The organism is Pseudomonas sp. 2822-17 (assembly GCF_002742485.1).
Taxonomy (GTDB): domain Bacteria; phylum Pseudomonadota; class Gammaproteobacteria; order Pseudomonadales; family Pseudomonadaceae; genus Aquipseudomonas; species Aquipseudomonas cyclaminis.
In genome coordinates this window covers 311,059-332,969 of sequence record NZ_LJRZ01000295.1, presented here as the reverse complement: position 1 = coordinate 332,969, position 21,911 = coordinate 311,059, and the positions used below count along the sequence as shown (strand labels likewise).

Here is a 21,911-nt window from a genome sequence, read left to right as displayed (position 1 = left end):
GCCCGGATACATTAGCGCAAGCCTGATTTACCGTTCATCGTGACTGGATAGCAAAAGGTGGGCTGACCATACATTTGGTTACTTTGGGGCTTTTCCAAAGTGACCCGCCGTAAGGGCGGAACCAATATCCGCCATCACCCAAATAACGGATATGCCCACACTCAACCCCAGGGTCGCCAATAAACCGCCACCCAACTCCCCGATTTTATTGGATGCACTCCCCCCAACTCACAGCTAATCTCCTCAAACCAAATACTCACTCCCAATAGATGTTTTTTTGACGCCGGGTCAGCTGTCGCAAGGAATGCACATGACACAACGACGGAGTGGCAGAAAGCGGCGAACACTGCCAGAGGGCACCGCCATGACGTGGCGCCATACGTTCCAAACCCGTATCGCCGGGGTGCTGGCGTTGCTGCTGCTGGTGGTGGTCGCCGCCACCTATTTCGCCGTCAAGGCCGCCACCACCCGCGCCGTGGAGAACCAGGCACAGGTCCAATTGAAAACCGGAACCCAGGTGTTCGAACGCCTGCTGGACCTGCGCGGCCGTCGCCTGCAATACGGCCTCGGTTGGCTCACCGCCGACGTCCCGTTCAAGCAGGCCGTGGCCGAAGGCAAGACGGTGCCGATTCTGGCTGCACTGCGGCGGCATGGCACCGGCATCCGCTCCAGCGAAGTGTTTGTACTGGGCCCGGAGGGCAAGGTCGTGGTCAGCACCTGGCCCATCCTTACGCGCGGGCAGCTTTTTCCCTATGACAACGCCTTGCGCCAGGCACGGCGCAACGGCCTGCAAATGCTGATTGTGGCCCTGGACGGGCGACCTTACTTGCTGGTGCAGGATCAAGTACTCGATCCATTGCCCATCGCCCGCGTCGTCATGGGCTTTCCCATGGACCAACTGTTTGCCAATGAACTGCGCTCCATGAGCAACCTGGAGGTCTCGTTCCTCAGCGTGCAGGGCGGCAAGCCTGGTCCCTTGTTCAGCACCCAGCCTGAGGCTTATCAGGCCGCCATCCTCAGCCTGCTGCACGATGCGCCGCTGAACCCGCAGGCGCAGATCCAGTTGTTTTACGGTCAGCGCGTGCTCAGCCGAGTGTTGCCGCTCGCCAACTCCGGTGACGGCGACGACGTGCGCGTACTGCTGCAAAGCCCGCTGGACCACGCACTGGAATCCTTTGCGCCACTGGATCGGCAGTTCCTCGGGATTGCCCTGGCGGTGCTGCTGGTGTCGTTGGCCGGCGCGTTGTTCCTGGCGCGGCGGGTGTCGCGCCCGCTCAACGCGCTGGTGGAAGCGGCCGGGCGCATCGGCGCGGGTGACTACCGCACGCCGGTGCGGGTGCGCAGCCACGATGAATTCGGCCTGTTGGCTCGTGCCTTCAATGCCATGCAAAGCGGCATCGCCGTGCGCGAACGGCAACTGGCCCATAACGCCCTCCACGACCCACTGACCGGCCTGCCCAATCGCGCCCTGGCAATGGAGCGCCTGGGCAGTGCGATCAGTGCGCGGCGGCCGGTGGTGTTGCTGTACCTGGGCATCGAGAACTACCGCGTCATCAACGAAGGCTTCGGCCCGCAAGGCGTGGAAGAAATGATGCGCGAAGCCAGCCGGTGTCTGTCCATGAGCCTGTTGGCCAGCGACACGGCTGCACGCATCACCGGCAGCGAATTCCTGTTGCTCCTGGAAAACACCGAGATCGACCGCGCCGTGGCCCGCGCCGACCGCCTCTACGCGCTGCTCACCGAACCCCAGCGCATCGGCAGCCACGAAGTGCGCCACGAGGTCAGTATCGGCATCGCCGCGTACCCCGCCGACGGCCAGCACGTGGAAGAGTTGATCAGCCGCGCCGCGATTGCGCGCCACGATGCAACGACGCTGCCCGGCTATCTGCAGGTCTACCAACAGGACCGCGACCTGGCACACCAACGCCAGATCAGCTTGATCCGCGACCTGCGTCGTGCGGTCGTCGAAGGTCAGTTGTACCTGTGCTACCAGCCCAAGCTCGACCTGCTGCACGGCCAGGTACGCCAGGCCGAAGCCTTGCTGCGCTGGCAGCACCCGACGCTGGGGCTGGTGTCGCCCGCCGAATTCATCCCCCTGGCCGAACGCACCGGCAGCATGGGCGGCCTGACCCAGTGGGTGATTGAAGAAGCGATCCGCCAGATCGGCGAATGGGCGCAGCGCGGACTGCCTATCCAGCTGTCGGTGAATATTTCGGTGGACGACCTGGCCGATGATGAACTGGCGGTCCGTGTCACCACTTTGCTGACGCGCTACAACGTGCCGGCCCAGCAACTGATTTTCGAGATCACCGAAAGCGCGATCATGCACAACCCGCAGCAGGCCCTCAGCGTGCTGGAGCAACTGCGCGACTGTGGCATCAGCCTGTCGGTGGATGACTTCGGCACCGGCTATTCGTCGCTGGCGCAATTACAGCGTCTGCCGGTGCAGGAGTTGAAGATCGACCAGTCGTTCGTGCGCAACCTCGACAGCGCCACGGGCGATGGTGTGATCGTGCGCTCCACCATCGAAATGAGCCACAACCTGGGGCTTAAGGTGGTGGCCGAAGGCGTGGAGTTCGAGCCGAGTCTCAAGCTGCTCAAACAGTGGAACTGCGATACGGCCCAGGGCTACCTCATCAGCCGGCCACTGAATGCCATGGCGTTCGAGAGGTGGATGCGCTGCGAGCACGCGCAGGTCTGATGACCCGCTGCTACAGTTTCTATGGTCCAGGCCGATAGGCTTTACAAGGCTTGACCGTTTGCACAGTTATTTACCGACCAACGGTCAAGTATCCAGCGCTATTGAGTGATGGCATTATGCCTTGATTGCGGCATCATGACCGCACATCGCTGTGCCAAGGCTGGCCGCTCATTTTCCATTTTTTGCGGATCGACCATGGCCCGAATTTTTCCTTCGATCTCCCTGATGCTGATGCTGGCGGGCTCTGCCTCGGCGGCCACGCTGGACCTGTCGTTCAAGCAGGCCGATGGCAGCCCGGTGGCGGATGCGATAGTCACACTGCAAGGCCCGCCCGCCGCATCGGCCGGCGTGCTCACGGCCAATATGGACCAACGTGGCCAGCGCTTCGCCCCCCATGTGCTGGCGGTCCATACCGGCACCCAGGTGCGTTTCCCCAATAGCGATAACATCCGGCATCAGGTGTATTCCTTTTCTACGGCCAAACGTTTCGAATTGCGCCTGTACGAAGGCACGCCCGCCGAGCCGTTGCTGTTCGACAAACCCGGCGTGGTGGTGCTCGGCTGCAATATTCATGACTGGATGCTCGGCTACATCTACGTCACCGACGACCCGCACTTTGGCGTCAGCAACGCCCAGGGCCAGGTACGCCTGGAGCAGCTGGCGCCCGGTGATTACCACGCCACCCTGTGGCACCCGCAACTGAAGGATATGCAGCCGTTGGACGGCGGCACCTTGCACGTGCCCGCCGCAGGCCTGAGCCACAACGTAGTGCTGGCCCTGGAGCCCGCGTCCGAAGACCTTCCGCCCACGCCAAGCGCCTTTGGTGATGCCTTCAATCGAGCTGCCCGTGAAACTGCGCAGTAGTTTCCAGGCGCGCGTCGCCAGCGTCCTGATCCTGCTGTTGCTGGTGGTGATCGGTGCGCTGTATTTCAGCGTCAAGGCAGCCACCAGCTCAGCGGTGCGCAGCCAGGCGCTGGCCCAGCTGGATGTGGGGGCGCGGGTCTTCGAACGCTTGCTGGACGTACGCGGTCGGCGCCTCGCCGACGGCGTGCAACTGCTCGCGGCCGACTTCGGTTTTCGCGATGCCGTGGCCAGCGGCGACTCGGCGACGATGCGCTCGGTGCTGCTCAATCACGGCAAGCGCATCAACGCCAGTGACATGATCCTGCTGGGCATGGACGGCAAAGTCCTGGCCAGTACTCTGAGCGAAGTGCCCGAAGGCTCGACCTTCACCTATGACCAATCGCTGCGCGAAGCCCGGCGCAATCGCCAGGCCATGCTGATCGTGCCGCTGCAAGGCAAGCCGCACCTGCTGGTGGAAGCCTCGGTGCTGGCGCCGCTGCCGATTGCGCGGGTGGTGATGGGCTTCAGCATGGACGGCGCGTTCGCCGGTGAATTGCGTTCGTTGAGCAACCTGGAAGTGTCGTTCCTGGCGATTGAGAAAGACCAGCCTGGCGAGTTGGTTACTACCCAACCCCAAGCGCTGCACGAGAGCATCCAGGCACTGATGCAGGGCGATTCCACGCGCCGAGGCGTGTCCACCACCGATCACCTGGAACAGAGCTTCCTCAGTCAGTCGCTGGTGTTGGCCAGCGATGAAAACGGCAAAGTCCTGGCCTTGCTGCAAAGCCCGCTGGACGCGGCGATGCAAGCCTTTGTGCCGTTGGATGAAAAGATCCTGGTCATTGCGTTGGTCGCGTTACTGGCGTCGCTGATGGGTGCCTTGCTGCTGGCGCGTAGCGTGTCGCGTCCGGTACAGGCCTTGGCGCTGGCGGCCGAGCGTATTGGTCAGGGCGATTACCAGACGCCCGTGGCCCTGGCCCGCAGCGACGAGCTGGGCTTGCTCGCCAGTGCGGTCAACTCCATGCAAAGCGGCATCGCCGAGCGCGAACAGCAGCTTGCTCACAATGCCCTGCATGATCGCCTCACCGGCCTGCCGAACCGCGCACTGGCCATGGAGCGCCTGGGCAGTGCCATTGCGTTGAATCGACCGGTCGCCTTGATCTACCTGGGCATCGACAACCTGCGCGCCGCCAGCGAAGCCGCCGGGCCGGATGCAGTGGACCAATTGCTGCTGGCCGTCAGCCGTCGCCTGGAGGCGGTACTGCGCCCTGGCGATACCCTGGCGCACCTGATCGCCGACGAGTTTCTGCTATTGCTCGAAGGCGCCGGCAGCGACGAGGCAGTGGGCATGGCCGACAAACTCCAACAACTGTTGCTGCGCCCCCAGCGCATCAACGGCCATGACTTGGCGCTGGACTGCCGCCTGGGTATCGCGGCATTCCCGGCCGACGGCGAAAGCCCGCACACCCTGCTTGAGCGTGCCGCCATCGCCATGAAAGACGCCGCGCAAATGCCCGGTCGCCTGCAAATCTACGAGCACGGCCGTGACCTGGCGCACCGTCGCCAGATCACCCTGATTCGCGACCTGCGCCACGCGCCTAACCAGGGCCAGTTGCTGCTGCATTACCAGCCCAAGCTGGACATTCGCCAGGGCACCGTACGTCAGGCTGAAGCCCTGTTGCGCTGGCAGCATCCGCAGTTCGGCATGGTCTCGCCGGCGGAATTCATTCCCCTGGCCGAACGTTCCGGCAGCATTCAACTGCTGACCCACTGGGTGATCGAAGAGGGCATTCGTCAGCTGTGTGAATGGAACCGCCGTGGCCTGTACCTGCAGTTGTCGCTGAACATCTCGGCGGACGATTTACTCGGCGATGAGCTGGCCCACCGCGTCTCGGCGTTGCTGCGTCGCTATGGTTTGCCGGCGGAGCAACTGGTGTTCGAAATCACCGAAAGCGCAGTGATGCGTGAGCCGGAAAAAGCGCTGAAAGTCCTGCACCTGCTGCGTGATTGCGGCATCAGTCTGTCGGTGGATGACTTCGGCACCGGCTATTCGTCGCTGGCTCACCTCAAGCGCCTGCCGGTGCAAGAGTTGAAGATCGACCAATCCTTTGTCCGTAACCTCGATGAAACCAGTGAGGATGCGGTGATCGTGCGTTCCACCATCGAGATGAGCCACAACCTGGGCCTCAAAGTGGTCGCCGAGGGCGTTGAATACGCCCACAGTCTGCGTCTGCTGGAGCGCTGGCAGTGCGACACGGCCCAGGGTTACCTGATCAGCCGGCCCTTGAGCGCCGACGCTTTCGAAGCCTGGGTGGCGTTGCCCCTCAGTGCGCAAACTTCCCTGGTTCATTGAGTGGCTGACGTGCGTCTTTCTCTATTGCTCGGCTGCCTGGCCGCCCTGACTGTGCAAACCACCCTGGCCGATAACGGCCGCCTGATCGCCACCGGCGGTGCCAGCAGCATCGAGGGCACGGCGGGCGGCGGTATCACGCCGTGGGCGGTACTGGCCGGCTACGGTGAACAGCACGAATGGGGCGCGACGGCGTTCGCCACCACGGTCAACCTGCCGGACTATCGGCTGGACGTGGCGGGGCTGGCGCTGGCCTATGACAACCGCGTCGAAGTGTCTTTCGCCCGCCAGCGCTTTGACCTTGGCAGCCTGGTGCACAAGCTCAATCTGCCGGAAGACAATCTTGGCCAGGATGTGCTCGGCGTAAAGGTGCGCCTGTTCGGCGACGTGATTTACGACCATTTGCCGCAAGTGTCCCTCGGCCTGGAATACAAGCACCAGACCAACTTCGACATCCCCAGCCTGGTCGGTGCCAGGCGCGACAGCGACGTGGAAGGCTACCTGGCCGCGAGCCGTTTGTTCATGGGCGCCGCGTTCGGCTACAACGTGCTCGTCAACGGCAGCCTGCGCTACAGCCGCGCCAACGAAACCGGTCTGCTAGGCTTTGGCGGCGACCGCCGTGACAGTCGCAGCCTGCTCAAGGAAGGTTCGGTGGCGCTGCTGTTCAACCCGCGCTGGGCGGTGGGCGTGGAGTACCGCGAGAAACCCGACAACCTGTCGTTCGCAGGCGAAAGCGACTGGGCCGATGTGTTTGTCGGCTACTTTCCCAACAAGCATCTGTCGTTTGTGCTGGCCTATGCCCGGCTTGGGGAGATCGCCACCTTGGATAACCAGAACGGCACCTACCTGTCGATGCAAGGGAGTTTCTGATGCGTTTCCTACCGATCGCCCTGGTGCTGCTGCTCAGCGCCTGCGCCCAGCAACCGCCCAAGGACGACAGCCTGTACCGCGACCTTGGCGCCATGCCCGGCATCACCCGGATTGTCGAAGGCATGCTGCTCAACATCGCCCGGGATGAGCGCATCGTCGAACGCTTCCGGCGCGTCGATATCCAGCGCCTGCGCAACAAATTGATCGAACAGTTCTGCGTCGAAGCCGGCGGGCCGTGCACCTACACCGGCGACAGCATGGCCGAGAGTCACAAGGGCCAGAACGTGAGCCGCAGTGACTTCAATGCGCTGGTGGAGGATTTGATCAAGGCGATGGACAGCGAAGGCATTGCGGTGCCGGTGCAGAATCGGTTGATTGCCCGGTTGGCGGTGATGCGTGGGGAAGTGATCGAGCACTAGTCACCTGAACACCACATATTGATCTGTGTTGTTTATGAAAAAGGCGGCTACCTGTTTAGGGTAGCCGCCTTTTTTTACTGCCGATAAAGCTTAATCCGGCAGTTTAAACGCCATCACATAGTCACCCTGCTTGGTACCCAGGGAACCATGACCACCCGCCACGACCAGCACATACTGCTTGCCGTCCTTGCCGGTGTAGGTCATCGGTGTGGTTTGCGCGCCGGCTGGCAGGCGGCCTTCCCACAGTTGCTTGCCGTTTTTGACGTCGTAGGCACGCAGGTACTGGTCGAGGGTGCCGCTCAGGAAGGACACGCCACCGGCAGTGGTGAAGGTGCCGCCCAGGCTAGGCACGCCCATGCTCAGCGGGATCGGAACCGGCGAGCTGTCACGCACGGTGCCGTTCTTGTGCATCCAGATGGTTTTGTGGGTGGTCAGGTCGACCGCCGCCACATAACCCCACGCCGGTGCCTGGCACGGCAGGCCCATTGGCGACAGCATGGCTTCGAGGATCACACCGTACGGCGCGCCTTTGTTCGGCTGCACGCCTTCGGTTTCGCTGACGCGAGGGCCTTGCTTGGCGATGTCGGCGGCTGGGATCAGCTTGGATTTGAACGCCATGTAGCTAGGGTTCACGAAGGCGATCTGGCGTACCGGGTCGACGGAAATACCACCCCAGTCGAACACGCCGAAGTTACCTGGGTAAACGATCGAGCCTTGCAGCGATGGCGGGGTGAACGCGCCGTCGTAGCGCAGGGATTTGAAATCGATGCGGCACAGCAGTTGGTCGAACGGCGTCACGCCCCACATGTCGCGCTCTTTGAGCGGCGGCGGCATGAAGTTCAGCTCGGACTTCGGCTGGGTAGGGGAGGTACGGTCGCCCGCGACTGCGCCTTGCGGCACGGCCACTTCATGGACCGGCACCACCGGTTGGCCGGTTGCACGGTCCAGCACGTAGATGCTGCCTTGCTTGGTCGATGCCATGACGGCCTGCTTCACGCCGGCGTCGGTCTTGATGTCGATCAGCGACGGCTGCCCGCCCACGTCCATGTCCCAGAGGTCATGGTGAGTGAACTGGAAGGTCCACTTCACGTGGCCGCTGTCGATGTCCAGGGCGGTCAGGCCGGCGGAATATTTCTCGGAATCGTCGGTACGGTCGCCGCCGTATTGGTCGGGCATCTGGTTGCCCATCGGCAGGTAGAGCATGCCGAGTTTTTCATCCACGGCGAACATGGACCACATGTTCGGCGAGTTGCGGGTGTAGGTCTTGCCTTCGGCCAACGGGGTGGTGTCGTCCGGGTTGCCGCTGTCCCAGTTCCACACCAGCTTGCCGGTGTGCACGTCGAACGCGCGGATCACGCCGCTTGGCTCGTCGGTGGAGACGTTATCGGTCACGTGACCGCCGATCACAACCAGGTTCTTGGTCACGGCCGGTGGCGAGGTGGAGTAGTAACCGCCTGGGGCGAAGCTGCCGATATTGGCACGCAGGTCGACCTGGCCTTTGTCGCCGAAGTCTTCGCACATCTTGCCGGTGTCGGCGTTCAGGGCGATCAGGCGGGTGTCGGCGGTCGGCACGAAGATGCGTTTAGGGCAGGCATTCGGCGCGGCGGCCGGGCTGGCGCTGCCGGTCGGGCTCTGCTCGGACGCGTAGGCGGCGTCATCGTGATACGACACGCCACGGCAGGTCATGTGCGCCCAACCCTTGAAGTTCTCAGCGCCCTGGCTGCTGATCTTCGGATCGAAACGCCAGATTTCCTTGCCGGTGTCCGGGTCCAGGGCAATCACTTGGCTGTGCGGGGTGCACACGTAGAGCATGCCGTTGACTTTCAGCGGGGTGTTTTCCGCGGTGGTCTCGCCTGGATCGTTCGGGCCAGGGATGTCGCCGGTGCGGTAGGTCCACGCCGGCACCAGCTTGTGGGCATTCTCCGGGGTGATCTGCGCCAGCGGCGAGTAACGGTCACCGAAGGACGAACGACCGTAGGAATTCCAGTCGCCATCAGCCTGGGACGGCGCAGCATTGGCCATGCCCGGCACCGCGTCGCGGTCCAGTTGGCCTTTGATTTCACCAGGGTTGGTGAACTGGCTGGCGAGGGCGGCAGCGCCGGCCAGCACCACGGCCACGCTCAGCGCGCCAGTGCCCAGCGGGGCAGGTTGGCCACGCAGCAACGGGCGACGAAACCACGGCAGCAACATGACGATGCCCAGGGCGAACAGCAGCGCCAGGCGTGGCACCAACTGCCACCAGTCCAGGCCGACTTCCCACAATGCCCACACGGTACTGGCGAACAGCACCAGCGCGTACAGACCCAGCGCCGCACGGCGGGTCGCCAGCAGCAGGACGCCGGTGAGGGCGATGCCGATACCGGCCAGCAGGTAGTACAGCGACCCGCCGAGCATTGTCAGCTTGATACCGCCGGCCAGCAGGGCCAGGCCCATGATCAGCAGCAAGACGCCTAGCAACCTGGGCAGCAGGCGGCTTGGGCTTGAAGCACCATCAGTGCTCATAGTGTGTTTCTCCGTGACGTTGGAATAATTGTGTAACCCCGTGCTTCACTCACTGTAGATGACGATTCGGCACAGGCTTGGTTCAGCGTTAATTCGGTTTTTCTGAGGATCGGGAGGGTTATCCACAGGCCGGCGATTTATCCTTGGGCGCAGCTCGGTGTAAGACAGCGCTGTCTTGATGGCTAGGAATATTCAGCAAGATGGGGTCGACCGGGAGGTGAAACGTTTCAGATTGTTGCGAAGGATAAAGCGCGGAGGCGTTTAGAGAAAGCCTGAATCGCAAGATGCATCATTTCAGATTTGGTAACAGTGACGAAGTGTCGCTGCAAAAATGAATGTGGGAGGGGGCAAGCCTCCTCCCACGGGAGATTTCCAGTGTTTTTAGAAGCTGGTGCGCAGGCCCACTTGCACGCTCCTGCCCGGGGCGGGCGCCACATCGCGCAGGATCGAACTGGCATAGCGCACGGTCTGGTTGGTCAGGTTTTCACCGTTCACAAACGCCAGCCACTGGCTGCCGCCCATGTTGAAGTGGTAACCCGCGCTCGCGCCCAAAGTGGTGTAGCCATCGGTGCCGCTTTCGTTATCCGGTACTCGGCCCTGGCCCGCTGCGTGTTCCACGTCGATGCGCGCCTGCCAGCGGTCAAGTTCCCACAGCAGGCCGCTGTTCAAGCGCAGCGGCGCAATGCGCGGCAAGGCTTCGCCGGTATCCAGGTTGGTGGCGCGGGTGTAGTCGCCCGACAACTCCAGGGCGAATTTGCCGTAGGCGCCTTCGCCGAGCTTGATGTGATCCTGTGCCTCAAAGCCGGCGAAGCGTGCACGCACGCCGGAATATTCGTACTCGGGAATGCCACCCGCGTCTTCTTCACCGTCATCGTTCAGCGTACGACCGGTGCCCAGCAGGCCGATGTAATTGGAGAATCGGCTGTAGAACACGCCGAAGCTGCCTTTGTGGGTGCCATTGTCAAAGCGCAGGGCCAGGTCGCTGGACACGGCTTTTTCTTTCTTCAGGTTGGCGTCGCCCAGTTCATAGGTGCCAGTGGCGACGTGGGCGCCGTTGGCATACAGCTCGTAGAAGGTCGGCGCGCGCTCGGTGTAGCCCAGGGTCGCGGCCAGGGACCAGATCGGCGTCAGCGTATACACCGCGCCCGACGACAGGCTGCCGGCGGTGAAGTCGTTGGATGTGTCGGCACCGGCAAAACGTGCGTTGCCCTTGGCGTCCGGGTCGACGCTGGTGTGTTCCAGGCGCCCGCCGAGGCTGAGCTTGAGGCGCTCGGTGGCCTGCATTTCTTCAAGGATAAACAGCGCGCCGGCGTTGGTGTCGGTCTGCGGCACGAAGGCTTCTTCACCGAGGGCCGAGAATTCGTTGCGGGTCACCTGGGCGCCCACCACGCCGTCGAACGGGCCGATGGGCTGGTGACGCGCTTCCACGCGGGCTTCGTAGCCCTTGTTCTTGAAGATCGTGCCGGTTTCGCCGCCTTCGATTTCGCGGTGCTCGTAGTCGGTGTAGCCAGCGTCGAGTTTCACCGAGGTGAACGGGCCTTGCAGGTTGCGGATCTCGGACGCAAAGGCGTAGTGATCCTGCTTCATGCGGATGCGCACTGCCTGTTCGGCAGGCGAGCCGTAGTTACTGTCGTAGCTGCTGTAGGACAGCCCGGCATAACCGTCATCCCAGGTGTAGGAACCGCCCACCGCGCCGCCGTCCTGGCGCCCGTCGCTGTTGCCCAGGCGCCCGTTCTTGCCGGGGCCGTCTTCGCTGTCCGGTGCGTGGCGGCTGCGGGCCTGCCCTGGGATTTTCAGGTCGTTGAATTCCCGCGCATTGGCGTCCAGGTGCAAGGCAAACGTACCGTTGCCGGCTTCCAGTTTGCCCGCGCTGCTGCGGGTGGTGTCGGCGCCGCCGTAGCGCAATTCACCGGCACCGTGAATGCCTTCGATGGCCTCGGTGGGGATGCGGTTGTCGAAGGTGTTGACCACGCCGCCGATGGCGCTGCCGCCATATAGCAACGCGGCCGGGCCACGCACGATTTCAATGCGTTCGACGTTGACCGGGTCCAGCGGCACCGCATGGTCATAAGACAGCGACGAGGCATCCAGCGCGCCCACGCCGTTGCGCAGGATGCGAATGCGGTCGCCGTCCTGGCCACGAATGATCGGCCGGCTGGCGCCTGGGCCAAAGTACGAAGACGACACGCCCGGCTGCTTGTTCAGGGTTTCGCCAAGGCTGCCTTTTTGTTGCAGGGTCAGGTCGTCGCCTTCCAGCACGGTGGTCGGTGAGGCGAGCTGCTCGCTGCCCAGCGGGTTGCCGGTGATGACTTGGGGTTGCAGTTCCAGGGCGTGGGCTTCGGAGCAGATCAGCAGGGCGGCGGCAAGCGGGGTCAAGCGCCACAGGGAAGAGAGGGACATCGGACATTCCTTGGCAAAACGACGAAAAGATTTGAAAGTTATAGTTACAATATAACATCTCTTTTTCGTGATCCACGGGAACTTTTTATCAGTGGGTGGGCGGGGTGATAAGGTGTGCGCCTTCGTGATTACTTTTTTCATAGGCCCGGCATGACCGCGACAAGCAACGACCCCCTTCACGGCGTCACCCTGCAGCACGTCCTCACTACCCTGGTGGAACACTACGAATGGGAAGGCCTCGCCGAGCGCATTGATGTGCGGTGTTTCAAGAGCGACCCGAGCATCAAGTCGAGCCTGACGTTCCTGCGCAAAACGCCGTGGGCGCGGGAAAAAGTCGAAGGGTTGTACGTCAAGCTGATGCGCACCAAACGCCCGCTGGATTGAACCCATGAAGCGGTTTATAGCGGCAGCGGCACTGGCCGGTTGGATGGGGTTGGCGACTCAGCAGTACCTGATTTTCTATTCGCGCTGGGAAGCCGGCGCCAGCCTGCTGGGCGGGCTGATCAACTTTTTCAGTTTCTTCACGGTGCTCACCAACACCTTGGCGGTGGTGGTATTGAGTCATGCCCTGGTCCAATCGGATTCAGCGGCGAAGCGGTTTTTTCTCAGGCCGGCGATCAGCAGTGGGATCGCTGTGAGCATCCTGGTGGTGGGGTTGGCGTACAGCCTGTTGCTGCGGCATTTATGGCAGCCCGAAGGCTTTCAGTTCATCGCCGACGAACTGCTCCACGACGTGATGCCGGTGCTGTTTTTTATCTACTGGTTGCGGTGTGTGCCCAAGGGTACGTTGCGCTTCAAGCATATCGGCGCCTGGGTGCTGTACCCGCTGGTGTATTTCGCTTATGCGCTGCTGCGCGGGGATTTGCTCGGGCAGTATCAGTACCCGTTCATTGACGTCGGCACCCTCGGTTATCCACAGGTGTTCGTGAATGCCGGAGGGATTCTGGCGGGGTTTGTGGCGATTGCGGTGGCAGTGGTGGGGCTGGATAAAGTCATCAAGCCCCCTACTTGATTCAATCTTCTTCACTGCCTTCGGCGCGCCAGTAACCGACGGCCTTGAGGAACTCTTCATTGACCTTGTGGGTGTCCAGCAGCACCCGGCGTACCTGGCGCGACAGCTTGGTTTCGGTGGCGACAAAGCTGTACAGCGTGCCACCGGGCAGCGTCAGGTTCTGCACCACTTCCAGCAGGGTGTCCTGGCCGCGCACCACCCATATCACGTCCACATCGGCAGCACTGCGCAGCGTTTGCTGCTCCTCAGCATTTTCGATCTCGATCACCGCCAAGACCTTGCGGCCCGCCGGCAGTTCTTCCAGGCGGCGACCGATGGCCGGCAGCGCGGTTTCGTCGCCGATCAGCAGGTAGCTGTCGAAGATATCCGGCACGATCATCGAGCCGCGCGGCCCGCCGATGTACAGGCGCTGACCGACTGCGGCTTGTGCGGCCCAGGTCGACGCAGGGCCATCACCGTGCAGCACGAAGTCGATGTCCAGTTCGCCGATGCCCAGGTCATAGCGGCGCGGCGTGTAGTCGCGCATGGGTGGTTGCGGGCCGTCGCCCTTGAGGCTGAACGTCGGGCTTTCCAGGGCATCCCGTTCGGCGGCGGTCTGCGGAAACAGCAGCTTGATGTGATCGTCACTGCCCAGGCTGATAAAGCCTGCCAGCTCCGGCCCGCCCACGGTGACGCGGCGCATGCGCGGCGTGATGTCGACCACGCGCAGTACGTCGAGGCGGCGCAATTTGATTTCGTGGCTAACGCGATGGATGACTTGCGTATTCATTGGGCTTTCCCGTCGGCAATGGCTTGGGCGGTGCTGTTGAGCAACGCGGCGACACGCTGGATTTCTTCCGGGCTCCAGCGCCCGTGGTGCGAATACAGAGCGTGGCGCAGGTTATGCACCGCCTCATGGATTTGCGGCGGGCGGTCATGGCCGCGCAGCGAGCGTTTGCTCACATCCATGCGCATGCGGATACCCTCAAGGGCAATCGCCTGTTCGCTGATGAAGAGACGACCGGCGTCGGTGATTGTGTAGCGTTTTTTTCCGCCCTCGGCGTCGCCCGTGATCAATTCGCTTTCTTCAAGAAAGGTCAGGGTGGGATAGATCACTCCAGGGCTGGGGCTGTAGGCGCCGTCGAACAGGGCTTCGATCTGGCGGATCAGGTCGTAGCCGTGACAAGGCTGGTCGGCAATCAGCGCCGGCAGCAGCAGTTTCAGGTCGCCCGGTGCGAAGACGCGGGGGCCACGCCCGCCGCGTTCACGGCCGGGGCGTTTTTCGAAGCCGTCGTGGCTGTCACCGTGGTCTCGGTGGTGATGAGGGTCTCTCATTTCTGTGCGCTCTCTTTGCAAGTTTAGACATAACGTAAGATATATCTTATGGTTTGGGTATGCCTGGGCGACCAACGGTCATTCGCCTAGGTGCATGGGGCAAGTGCAGTGCAACTTTTAACGTTTGCGCTATAACTATTGATTAGAGTTGCTGCTCTAGTTTTTTATGCAGTGCTTGGCCGGTTTTTATTATCTTTGTGGTACTGTTCTTACAGGCTATTCAAGTTGTTTTAGTGTCGGGTAGTTGTGTAGTACAAATCTTACGGATACTTTTAAAGTTTTGGCAAATTGCCATAAAATTCACGCAAGCCGCGTAGTGTAAGGGCTACGTGGTTATGGGAAGTTGCTGGCATATTTGAAATTGAAATCGGTGGATCATATCTGGGTGTTGTGCTGACCACTTGCGGGCAGTCATGACTCTCATTGCAGGTTGATTTTGTTTATTAACGTCAAGTTCAACTTGTGGTGGTTAATCCAATACCCAAGAAACAGGTATCCACCATGTTCAAGAAGTTTGTGATTGCTGCCCCCCTGGCCGTTCTGGCACTGAGTTCGTCGGTTGCATTCGCAGCCGGCGAGGCCAACCACACCGTCAACATCAAGGCCAACATCCCGACCACCGTGTTCCATGCTCAGCCACGTGATCCCAACTTTGGTCGGGACGAAACCATGAGCTACAACCTGGTGAGTGGTGAGCTGGCACCGTTGACCGCCATCTACGACCTGAAGAACACCAACGGCTCGGTCCACGCTTATATCGAAGGTGGCCCGGCGGTGTTGTTCAACGGTACCCCTGCACAAAACATCCCGCTGACTACCACCCTGCACGGCGTGGAGCTGGATGGCACGCCAAAAGAAGTGGTGAACGAGGCTGATTCGACCCCAGGCGTCGGGGCTCAACTGCGCATCGCGGCCGCCAAGCCTACGGAGACCCAGCGCGGTGCCTACACCTCCGCCGTGGCGCTGGTGTTCGACGCCGTACTGCCAACGCCTGCTCCCTGATGGCGTAAGTGCCCGATGAGCCTTGCGCTCTCGGGCATTGGCGCTCAGGCCGGGCTTCTGTCCACCGGGAGTCCGGCCTGTTTATCACTTTGTCTCTTGGCTCTCAGAGTATTGCTTTCATGTTCCCGATGACGCCCATCGCGGTTGCGCTTGCGCTAGTGATTTGTACGAGTGCCTTGGCTGCGCCGACACCCATCGCCGTGACGCCCGCCAACTTGCTCACCCAGTCCCAGGGTTTGCCGGCGGGGTTTGTCGACCATTTCTTTGATGTGCCACTGGCTGTGCGGGTCGATCTTGATCAGCAATTGCTGGGAGAGGCGCTGATTGTCCTGTCCCGCGATGAGCGCGTGACGCTGCTTGAGTTCACTGAGTCGGGCGACAGCAAGGTGCCCGCTGCTACCCGTGATACCTGGCAAGGCTTGCTGGAAAAGGGCCTGCCCCTGGGTGCGTGTACCCAATCGTGCCCGCAGCAGTTGGTGTCGATGCACTACAGCCTGGAAAGCTCGCAGTTGTCGATCATCACCCAAAACGTCGAACGCACCGGTGATGCGCCGCGTTACTACCAGCAGCCCGAAGGCGGCAGCCGGGGCCTGATCATCAATAATCAGCTCAACCTCAACGGCGGCCAGGACGAAGACCTGGGCGGACGTTATGGCTTGCAGGCCAGCGCCAGCCTGGGTAACTGGACCCAGGTGTTCAACCTGCAACTGGCGCGCCAGAGTGGCGACGAAGAGCAACTGCGCCACGCGATCCATGAGCTGTATACCCAGCGTGAACTGGAAGGCCAGTTTTTGCGCCTGGGGCATTTCACCCCCAATTCCGATGGCCTGACGCGGCAGTTGCGCAGCTTTGGCGCCAGCCCCGACACGGCGCTGGGCGTCATGTATGGCAGCTCTGACAGCCTGTCCATCAACAGCGGCAAACCCAGCGTGTACCCGATCTACGTCACCGCCAACCGCCAGGCCGCCGTGGAGATTTACCGCAATGGCCTGCTGATCAACACTCAGGCGGTGTCGGCCGGCTTGCAGACGTTGGACACGCGCCCCTTGCCCGGTGGCATCTATGAAGTGGAGGTGCGCCTGGTGGAAGACGGCCTGACCGTCAGCACCACCCAGGAGCTGGTGTACAAGCCCAGTAACTGGCGCAACGCCGAAGATCGCTGGCGCTACAACGTGTTCGCCGGGCGTGAAACCAAGTTGTTCAGCAACTGGGACGAACAGGCCAGTGGCGCGATCACCGCCGGCGCCTCCGTCAACTACCTGGTGCATCCACGGGTAATTCTCGGTCTGTCGGCCCGTGAAGTGCGCGAGCAATTGCAATATGGCGGCTCGGCGGACTGGACAGTAGCCAGCAATACCAGTCTCTACGCCAACGTCTACCAGACCCGCGAACACGGCACCGGCATGGACCTGCAAGGGCTCTACAGCTTCGGCGCCACCAACCTGGTGTTCAGCCACAACCGCAGTTGGCTCGATACCCGCGACACCTACGAAACCCTGCCGGACGGCACCCGCCTGCGGCGCAATACCTTCGTGGGGCAAACCAGCAATTCGGCGCTCTCGGTGAACCACCATGTCGACACAAAAAACTCATGGAACGTGCGCCTGTCCCACAGCGAAGGCAATACCGAGGGCGCAGGCGTGGACCTGGGCTGGAGCCGTCGCGATACCTTGATGGGCAGCGACGCCAACTGGCGGCTTTCGGTGTTCGACCGTCCCGCCAGCGCCGGCACCGGTAACGAGCGCAATCGCGGCGTCGACCTGAGCCTGAGCCTGGCCCTGGGCAGCGATGGGCGGCAAATCTCCGGCAGCATCGGCAGCCGTACCGCCCGTGAAGGGGGGCGCGATAACAACGCCTCGGTCACCTACCGCCAGGACCTCAACGGTCATGTACTGCAAAGCGTCTCGGCCACGGCGATCACCGACACCTACGGTGTGGGGCTGTCCGGCATGGCCAGCTTCGACACCGATGTGGTCAGCGGCGACGGCTTTGTCCAGCGCAGCTCGTTCAACGGTGATATCAGCGGCGGCCTGAACCTGAACAGCACCTTCGTTGCCGGCGCCGACAAGATGCTGCTGACCAGCCAATACCAGAGCAACGGCGCGGGCATGATCATCGACGTCGAGACCGACCTGGACAGCATTGCCCTGCGCGCCGATGACTTCAGTGGCGGCGGCGCGATCCTGCGGCCTGGGCGCAACTTTGTGCCGGTGTCGGCCTACAAGAGCAGCACCGTGAACTTCGACTTTGAAGGCAACCATCCACCGGCCGCCAACATCCAGCCGGCACGCGCCACCTACCACCTGAACAAAGGCGGGGTGGACTACCGAAAAATCACCGTGATGAAAACCGTCAGCGTGCTCGGGCGCCTGCTCGATGCCCAGGGGCAGCCGCTTAGAGGCCACCACGTGATCAACCACGCCAGCCGTGGCGTGAGCGAAGCGGACGGGTTCTTCTCGATGGAAATGAGCGCCAGCGCGCCGACGCTGGAAGTGCGCTACCAGAACCAACTGCTGTGTCAGTTCCGCCTGGATCCGGCCACCACCGCCAATGCAAACGACGTGTTGATGATCGGCGACCTGCGTTGCACGCCGGACACCCTGGCTGAAAACACGCTCAGCGCGCAGACCGCCGGTTGAGTGCCATGACGAGACAACCACGATGAAACGCAGCAATACAGTGATCACACAGATCGGGGCGATGGGCGCGGCGCTGTTGTTCAGTTTGTCGGCGCAGGCTGCGGTTCAGGAGATTCGGGCGACGTTTGTCCCGGATCCGTCTAACCCGATGGTCAACCGCTTTGAGAATAAAACGCCCCAAGGGGGTGTCTGCGTCTCCTTCATGCCTGCACGTTGCAAGGCGTTGGGTATTTTCAGCCTGAGGCTTCCAGGGCTTTCGTTCGTTACGGAACAGGCGATTGAAGCTAATCATGAAAACCCGCGGCAGGGGTTCATGCTCACCCTACCTTCAGATTGGCGGGATGTGGAGGTGCGCCACAGCACAGGTGAGACGGAAGTCGTCCAGATACGCATTGCCGGTATCGGTGGCAGTTGGAACCTTTCTTATCCACCCGGGGTGAGTGCCTGGGCCCGGCCTGGGGCTAGCTGGCAATCGATGTGGCAATCGGCACCTGCCCCCTGCATGAGTACCAATTTCCTGGCGGCGGGTGCCTCTTATGCCCAGTTTTTCTGGTTGATGCCCGAGGGGGCCGGGGCTTGTGCAAGAACGCCGTCGCTGACGATTCCTTACTTCCGTTGGAGTGGCATTGACTATGTATATGAACTGCGTACCCCCAATCCGTTGAGCATGCGCGCCGGTGAGTACCGTGGCTCGCTGTCTTACTCCATTGGGCGGGGGATGGACTTTGATATGGGGGATGCGCTGATCCCGAGTATCGACACGGTAGCCCTCAACTTTGTCCTGAGCGTGGAACACGCCCTCAAAGTCGACATCCCCCCCGGCGGCAACCGCATCGAACTGATCCCCGAAGGCGGTTGGCAAGCCTGGCTCAATCGTGGCCGCACACCGGCCCGGTTGTACCGCGACCAAACCTTCAAGATCGGCGCCAGTTCGCGTTTCAAGATGCAGTTGGAGTGCTCGATTGTCATGGGCAACACCTGTGGCTTGCGCAACGGCACCGGCGATGAAGTGCCGGTGCAGGTGGCCGTGACCCTGCCCGGCGGCATCGACGGCCAGGGCGACCAGGCGGTGCGCAGGCGCCCGCTGCGCCTGGATGGCAGCGGTACCGAACTGTTCCAGCCGCTGTTCTACGTCAACGACCGGCCCGGCACCCTGCACTTTGAAGTGTTGCGTGACGACATGGCCGAAATGCTCAATCGGCCGGGCAGTACCTACTCAGGTGTGGTGACCGTGATTTGGGATTCGCAGGTCTAGAGCGGCCACGATCAATCAATGACGAGACAACTCACGATGAAACGCAGCAACACATGGATCAAGCAATTGGGGGGCATCGGCGCAGCGCTGTTGTTCAGTACATCAGCGGTCGGTATCACCCGGGAAATCACGGCGGTATTCAGGCCGGACCCAGCTAACCCGATGCAGAACAAATTCGAAAACACCACGCCTCTGAGCACGGTCTGCGCAAACCATATGCCCTCCCGCTGCAAGCAATTGAATATTTTCAGTCTCAGGGCGCCTGAGTTCCGGGCGAGAACGATTGCGCCGGTTTTGGCCAATCATGAGGATGAGCGGCAAGGGTTTATGGTGAAGGTGCCATCCGACTGGCGGGACTTACAGGTCACACATGTCATGACCGGTGAGACCGAAACAGTCCAGATGCGTATGGCCGGTATCGGTACGCCATGGGACGTTCCACGTCCTCCAGGAGTCAGCGCATGGGCGCGGCCGGGTCAGTCATGGCAGTCAGTATGGGCGAACGCTCCGAGCCCATGTGTAAGTACCGGCTTCCTGGTGGCCAGCACTAATGCTGCTGCCTATTTTTGGCTGGTGCCCGAAGGTGCGGGAGCGTGCAGCCGAAAAACTGCGCAGGATCTTTCTTATATAAACCTTGCACAGATGGAGTACGCCTACGAAATCAAGACCCCTAACCCATTGGGTATGTCTTCGGGGCTGTACCGAGGAAGCCTCACCTATTCGATGGGCCCCCGCGCGGACTTTGATTTTGGCGATGTGGTCATTCCCGTGCAGAACGCTATTACGTTCAACTTTGCCTTGAGTGTCGAGCACTCCCTCAGGGTCGACATCCCGCCCGGCGGCAATCGCATCGAACTGATCCCCGAAGGTGGTTGGCAAGCCTGGCTCAATCGCGGCCGCACACCGGCCCGGTTGTACCGCGATCAAACCTTCAGGATTGCCGCCAGTTCGCGTTTCAAGATGCAGTTGGAGTGCTCGATTGTCATGGGCAACACCTGCGGCTTGCGCAACGGCACTGGTGATGAAGTGCCGGTGCAGGTGGCCGTGACCCTGCCCGGCGGCATCGACGGCCAGGGCGACCAGGCGGTGCGCAGACGCCCGCTGCGCCTGGATGGCAGCGGTACCGAACTGTTCCAGCCGCTGTTCTACGTCAACGACCGGCCCGGCACCCTGCACTTTGAAGTGTTGCGTGACGATATGGGCGAAATGCTCAAGCAGCCGGGCAGTACCTACTCAGGTGTAGCGACCGTGATGTGGGATTCACAAATTTAGGTCGGCCCCGTAACAACGGCGGGCCAGGCCCGCCGCATTCAATCAATGAGGTGAAGTAAACATGAAGCGTGCAGTGTTATGGATCGGGTTGTGCCTGTTGTCACTCACGGCCCATGCCGGGCCGCAGATCAATGTCGGGGTGGTGTACGACTACCTGGAGGGTGAGCGCAGCTCATACCTCAAGCGTGTGTTCAACGGAGGCACCAGCACCGCGTTCGTCAAGGTCAATGTGCTGGAGATTGTCTACAGCGAGGACGGCACCTCTAAAGAAGTACCGGTTGGTTCGCAGGTGGACGATAAAGGCGTGACCACCAACCGCGATGGCCTGATGGCCAGCCCGGCGCGCTTGATCGTGCCGGTGAACGGGCGCCAGGGCACACGGCTGTTGTACATGGGCGCGCGGGACAAGGAGCGCTATTTCCGCCTGCGCTTTATCCCCGTGGTGCCGGAAAAAGACGACAACTTCGGGATCAGCTCTGAGGAACAGGCCGAATACAAGGATGACCTGGCTGCCGGGATCAACGTGATGACCGGCTACGGCACGGTGTTTTTCGTGCGCCCCAAGGACACCCGCTTCGATACCCAGATCAATGAAACCCCGGATGAGTACCGACTGCGCAACGCCGGTAACAGTGTGGTGGTGCTGGACGAGTTTCATGACTGTTCGGCGAGCAATGCCACCGACTGCGTGCCGACTACCAAGCACCACATCCTGCCGGGACGCCAGTTGAAATTCGAGAAAAAACCGGGCCGGCGCTACAACTTTGTATTGGTTGAAGGGCAGGGCAAAAAACCGCTGAAGTTCGAAAAACGTAACGGGTGATCATGATGTTCAAGCAACTGACAAGACTCGCTGTGCTGGCCGCCTTGACGGTGGTTGGCACACATGCCGGAGCGATTCAGGAGCGCCATTCCTTTGATGTGTCGGTGACGATCCCGGTCCACGAGGCTTATGTACTGCCATCGGAGCCCGACTGGATGGGCCAGGACCAATTGCTCGCCTGGAACCTGGTGACCTCTGAACTCAGTCGCCTGCGCAAGAACTTCGACGTGAAAAATATCAACGGCGGCGTTGCAGCCCGCTTGGGGGCTGAGCCTTACCTGTTCAATGGGCGCAACCGCATCGACTTGCAAGTGCTGTTCAACCGGGTGCCCCTGACCCTGGACGCCACTGAAGTGGTCAATGCTGATGACGCCCGCGTAGGGCGCCGTGCCGAATTGGACATCGCCGCGATCAAGCCCGAAGGCGGCTACCGGGGCGGGGATTATTACGGCACGGTGCATCTGGTGTTCGATTTCCTGGCGCCGTAATTAAACAACGCTTAAAGGCTG

17 protein-coding genes are annotated in these 21,911 nt (G+C 61.5%); 13 read left to right on the top strand and 4 right to left on the bottom strand.

From position 1 onward, the window contains the following. The first annotated feature begins 364 nt into the window (after positions 1–364). From AOA60_RS05595 to AOA60_RS05575, 5 genes are all read left to right on the top strand, one after another. The gene (locus tag AOA60_RS05595; RefSeq protein ID WP_099583537.1) at positions 365–2,701 is read left to right on the top strand and encodes a bifunctional diguanylate cyclase/phosphodiesterase; all 2,337 of its coding nucleotides are present in this window, start codon (positions 365–367) and stop codon (positions 2,699–2,701) included. Positions 2,702–2,932: 231 nt separating this feature from the next. Continuing rightward, on the top strand, positions 2,933–3,565 hold the full coding sequence (locus AOA60_RS05590) for a methylamine utilization protein (protein WP_178117327.1): 633 nt from the start codon (positions 2,933–2,935) through the stop codon (positions 3,563–3,565). Then, on the top strand, positions 3,549–5,897 hold the full coding sequence (locus AOA60_RS05585) for an EAL domain-containing protein (protein WP_099583535.1): 2,349 nt from the start codon (positions 3,549–3,551) through the stop codon (positions 5,895–5,897). Before AOA60_RS05590 ends, AOA60_RS05585 begins: the two co-directional genes overlap by 17 nt. A 9-nt stretch (positions 5,898–5,906) precedes the next feature. Then, positions 5,907–6,764, top strand: a complete 858-nt coding sequence (locus tag AOA60_RS05580) for a DUF3034 family protein (RefSeq protein WP_099583534.1) — start codon at positions 5,907–5,909, stop codon at positions 6,762–6,764. Then, the gene (locus AOA60_RS05575; RefSeq protein ID WP_099583533.1) at positions 6,764–7,183 is read left to right on the top strand and encodes a group 1 truncated hemoglobin; all 420 of its coding nucleotides are present in this window, start codon (positions 6,764–6,766) and stop codon (positions 7,181–7,183) included. Before AOA60_RS05580 ends, AOA60_RS05575 begins: the two co-directional genes overlap by 1 nt. 90 nt (positions 7,184–7,273) lie before the next feature. Here the strand turns inward: AOA60_RS05575 and AOA60_RS05570 are convergent, their stop codons facing one another. Together AOA60_RS05570 and AOA60_RS05565 are read right to left on the bottom strand one after the other, a co-directional pair. Beyond that, a complete protein-coding gene (locus AOA60_RS05570) occupies positions 7,274–9,685 on the bottom strand; it encodes a glucose/quinate/shikimate family membrane-bound PQQ-dependent dehydrogenase (protein WP_099583532.1) in 2,412 nt (803 codons plus the stop codon). Between the two features lie 381 nt (positions 9,686–10,066). Next, positions 10,067–12,085: a TonB-dependent receptor gene (locus tag AOA60_RS05565; protein ID WP_099583531.1), complete on the bottom strand. Its 2,019-nt coding sequence runs from the start codon at positions 12,083–12,085 to the stop codon at positions 10,067–10,069. A 150-nt stretch (positions 12,086–12,235) separates the two neighbouring features. Here AOA60_RS05565 and AOA60_RS05560 point away from each other — a divergent pair, with 150 nt between their 5' ends. Then, complete coding sequence (locus AOA60_RS05560) at positions 12,236–12,469, top strand: VF530 family DNA-binding protein (RefSeq protein WP_016977534.1); 234 nt, start codon at positions 12,236–12,238, stop codon at positions 12,467–12,469. A 4-nt stretch (positions 12,470–12,473) separates the two neighbouring features. After that, a complete protein-coding gene (locus AOA60_RS05555) occupies positions 12,474–13,097 on the top strand; it encodes a Pr6Pr family membrane protein (protein ID WP_099583530.1) in 624 nt (207 codons plus the stop codon). Between the two features lies 1 nt (position 13,098). Here the strand turns inward: AOA60_RS05555 and AOA60_RS05550 are convergent, their stop codons facing one another. Continuing rightward, positions 13,099–13,866: a siderophore-interacting protein gene (locus tag AOA60_RS05550; RefSeq protein WP_099583529.1), complete on the bottom strand. Its 768-nt coding sequence runs from the start codon at positions 13,864–13,866 to the stop codon at positions 13,099–13,101. Next, a complete protein-coding gene (locus AOA60_RS05545; protein WP_099583528.1) occupies positions 13,863–14,411 on the bottom strand; it encodes a PadR family transcriptional regulator in 549 nt (182 codons plus the stop codon). The genes AOA60_RS05550 and AOA60_RS05545 overlap by 4 nt, the downstream gene beginning before the upstream one ends. A 501-nt stretch (positions 14,412–14,912) precedes the next feature. On the opposite strand from AOA60_RS05545, the gene AOA60_RS05540 reads away from it, so the two are divergent. From AOA60_RS05540 to AOA60_RS05515, 6 genes are all read left to right on the top strand, one after another. Then, complete coding sequence (locus tag AOA60_RS05540; protein WP_099583527.1) at positions 14,913–15,413, top strand: CS1 type fimbrial major subunit; 501 nt, start codon at positions 14,913–14,915, stop codon at positions 15,411–15,413. Positions 15,414–15,532: 119 nt separating this feature from the next. After that, positions 15,533–18,052, top strand: a complete 2,520-nt coding sequence (locus tag AOA60_RS05535; protein WP_099583526.1) for a CS1-pili formation C-terminal domain-containing protein — start codon at positions 15,533–15,535, stop codon at positions 18,050–18,052. Between the two features lie 22 nt (positions 18,053–18,074). Continuing rightward, a complete protein-coding gene (locus AOA60_RS05530) occupies positions 18,075–19,307 on the top strand; it encodes a hypothetical protein (protein WP_099583525.1) in 1,233 nt (410 codons plus the stop codon). Between the two features lie 36 nt (positions 19,308–19,343). Continuing rightward, positions 19,344–20,579 (top strand): hypothetical protein, encoded by a 1,236-nt coding sequence (locus tag AOA60_RS05525; protein ID WP_099583524.1) that lies wholly within the window; start codon positions 19,344–19,346, stop codon positions 20,577–20,579. A 61-nt stretch (positions 20,580–20,640) separates the two neighbouring features. Then, the gene (locus tag AOA60_RS05520) at positions 20,641–21,402 is read left to right on the top strand and encodes a pilus assembly protein (protein WP_099583523.1); all 762 of its coding nucleotides are present in this window, start codon (positions 20,641–20,643) and stop codon (positions 21,400–21,402) included. A 5-nt stretch (positions 21,403–21,407) separates the two neighbouring features. Further along, entirely contained in the window at positions 21,408–21,890 is a 483-nt protein-coding gene (locus AOA60_RS05515; RefSeq protein WP_099583549.1) for a CS1 type fimbrial major subunit, read from the top strand. The last annotated feature ends 21 nt before the right edge of the window (positions 21,891–21,911 follow it).

Coding starts and splice junctions, on each gene's coding strand:
- AOA60_RS05595 (WP_099583537.1), top strand. CDS start 365: ATGACGTGGCGCCATACGTTCCAAACCCGTATCGCCGGGGTGCTGGCG.
- AOA60_RS05590 (WP_178117327.1), top strand. CDS start 2,933: ATGCTGGCGGGCTCTGCCTCGGCGGCCACGCTGGACCTGTCGTTCAAG.
- AOA60_RS05575 (WP_099583533.1), top strand. CDS start 6,764: ATGCGTTTCCTACCGATCGCCCTGGTGCTGCTGCTCAGCGCCTGCGCC.
- AOA60_RS05570 (WP_099583532.1), bottom strand. CDS start 9,685: ATGAGCACTGATGGTGCTTCAAGCCCAAGCCGCCTGCTGCCCAGGTTG.
- AOA60_RS05565 (WP_099583531.1), bottom strand. CDS start 12,085: ATGTCCCTCTCTTCCCTGTGGCGCTTGACCCCGCTTGCCGCCGCCCTG.
- AOA60_RS05560 (WP_016977534.1), top strand. CDS start 12,236: ATGACCGCGACAAGCAACGACCCCCTTCACGGCGTCACCCTGCAGCAC.
- AOA60_RS05555 (WP_099583530.1), top strand. CDS start 12,474: ATGAAGCGGTTTATAGCGGCAGCGGCACTGGCCGGTTGGATGGGGTTG.
- AOA60_RS05550 (WP_099583529.1), bottom strand. CDS start 13,866: ATGAATACGCAAGTCATCCATCGCGTTAGCCACGAAATCAAATTGCGC.
- AOA60_RS05545 (WP_099583528.1), bottom strand. CDS start 14,411: ATGAGAGACCCTCATCACCACCGAGACCACGGTGACAGCCACGACGGC.
- AOA60_RS05540 (WP_099583527.1), top strand. CDS start 14,913: ATGTTCAAGAAGTTTGTGATTGCTGCCCCCCTGGCCGTTCTGGCACTG.
- AOA60_RS05535 (WP_099583526.1), top strand. CDS start 15,533: ATGTTCCCGATGACGCCCATCGCGGTTGCGCTTGCGCTAGTGATTTGT.
- AOA60_RS05530 (WP_099583525.1), top strand. CDS start 18,075: ATGAAACGCAGCAATACAGTGATCACACAGATCGGGGCGATGGGCGCG.
- AOA60_RS05525 (WP_099583524.1), top strand. CDS start 19,344: ATGAAACGCAGCAACACATGGATCAAGCAATTGGGGGGCATCGGCGCA.
- AOA60_RS05520 (WP_099583523.1), top strand. CDS start 20,641: ATGAAGCGTGCAGTGTTATGGATCGGGTTGTGCCTGTTGTCACTCACG.
- AOA60_RS05515 (WP_099583549.1), top strand. CDS start 21,408: ATGTTCAAGCAACTGACAAGACTCGCTGTGCTGGCCGCCTTGACGGTG.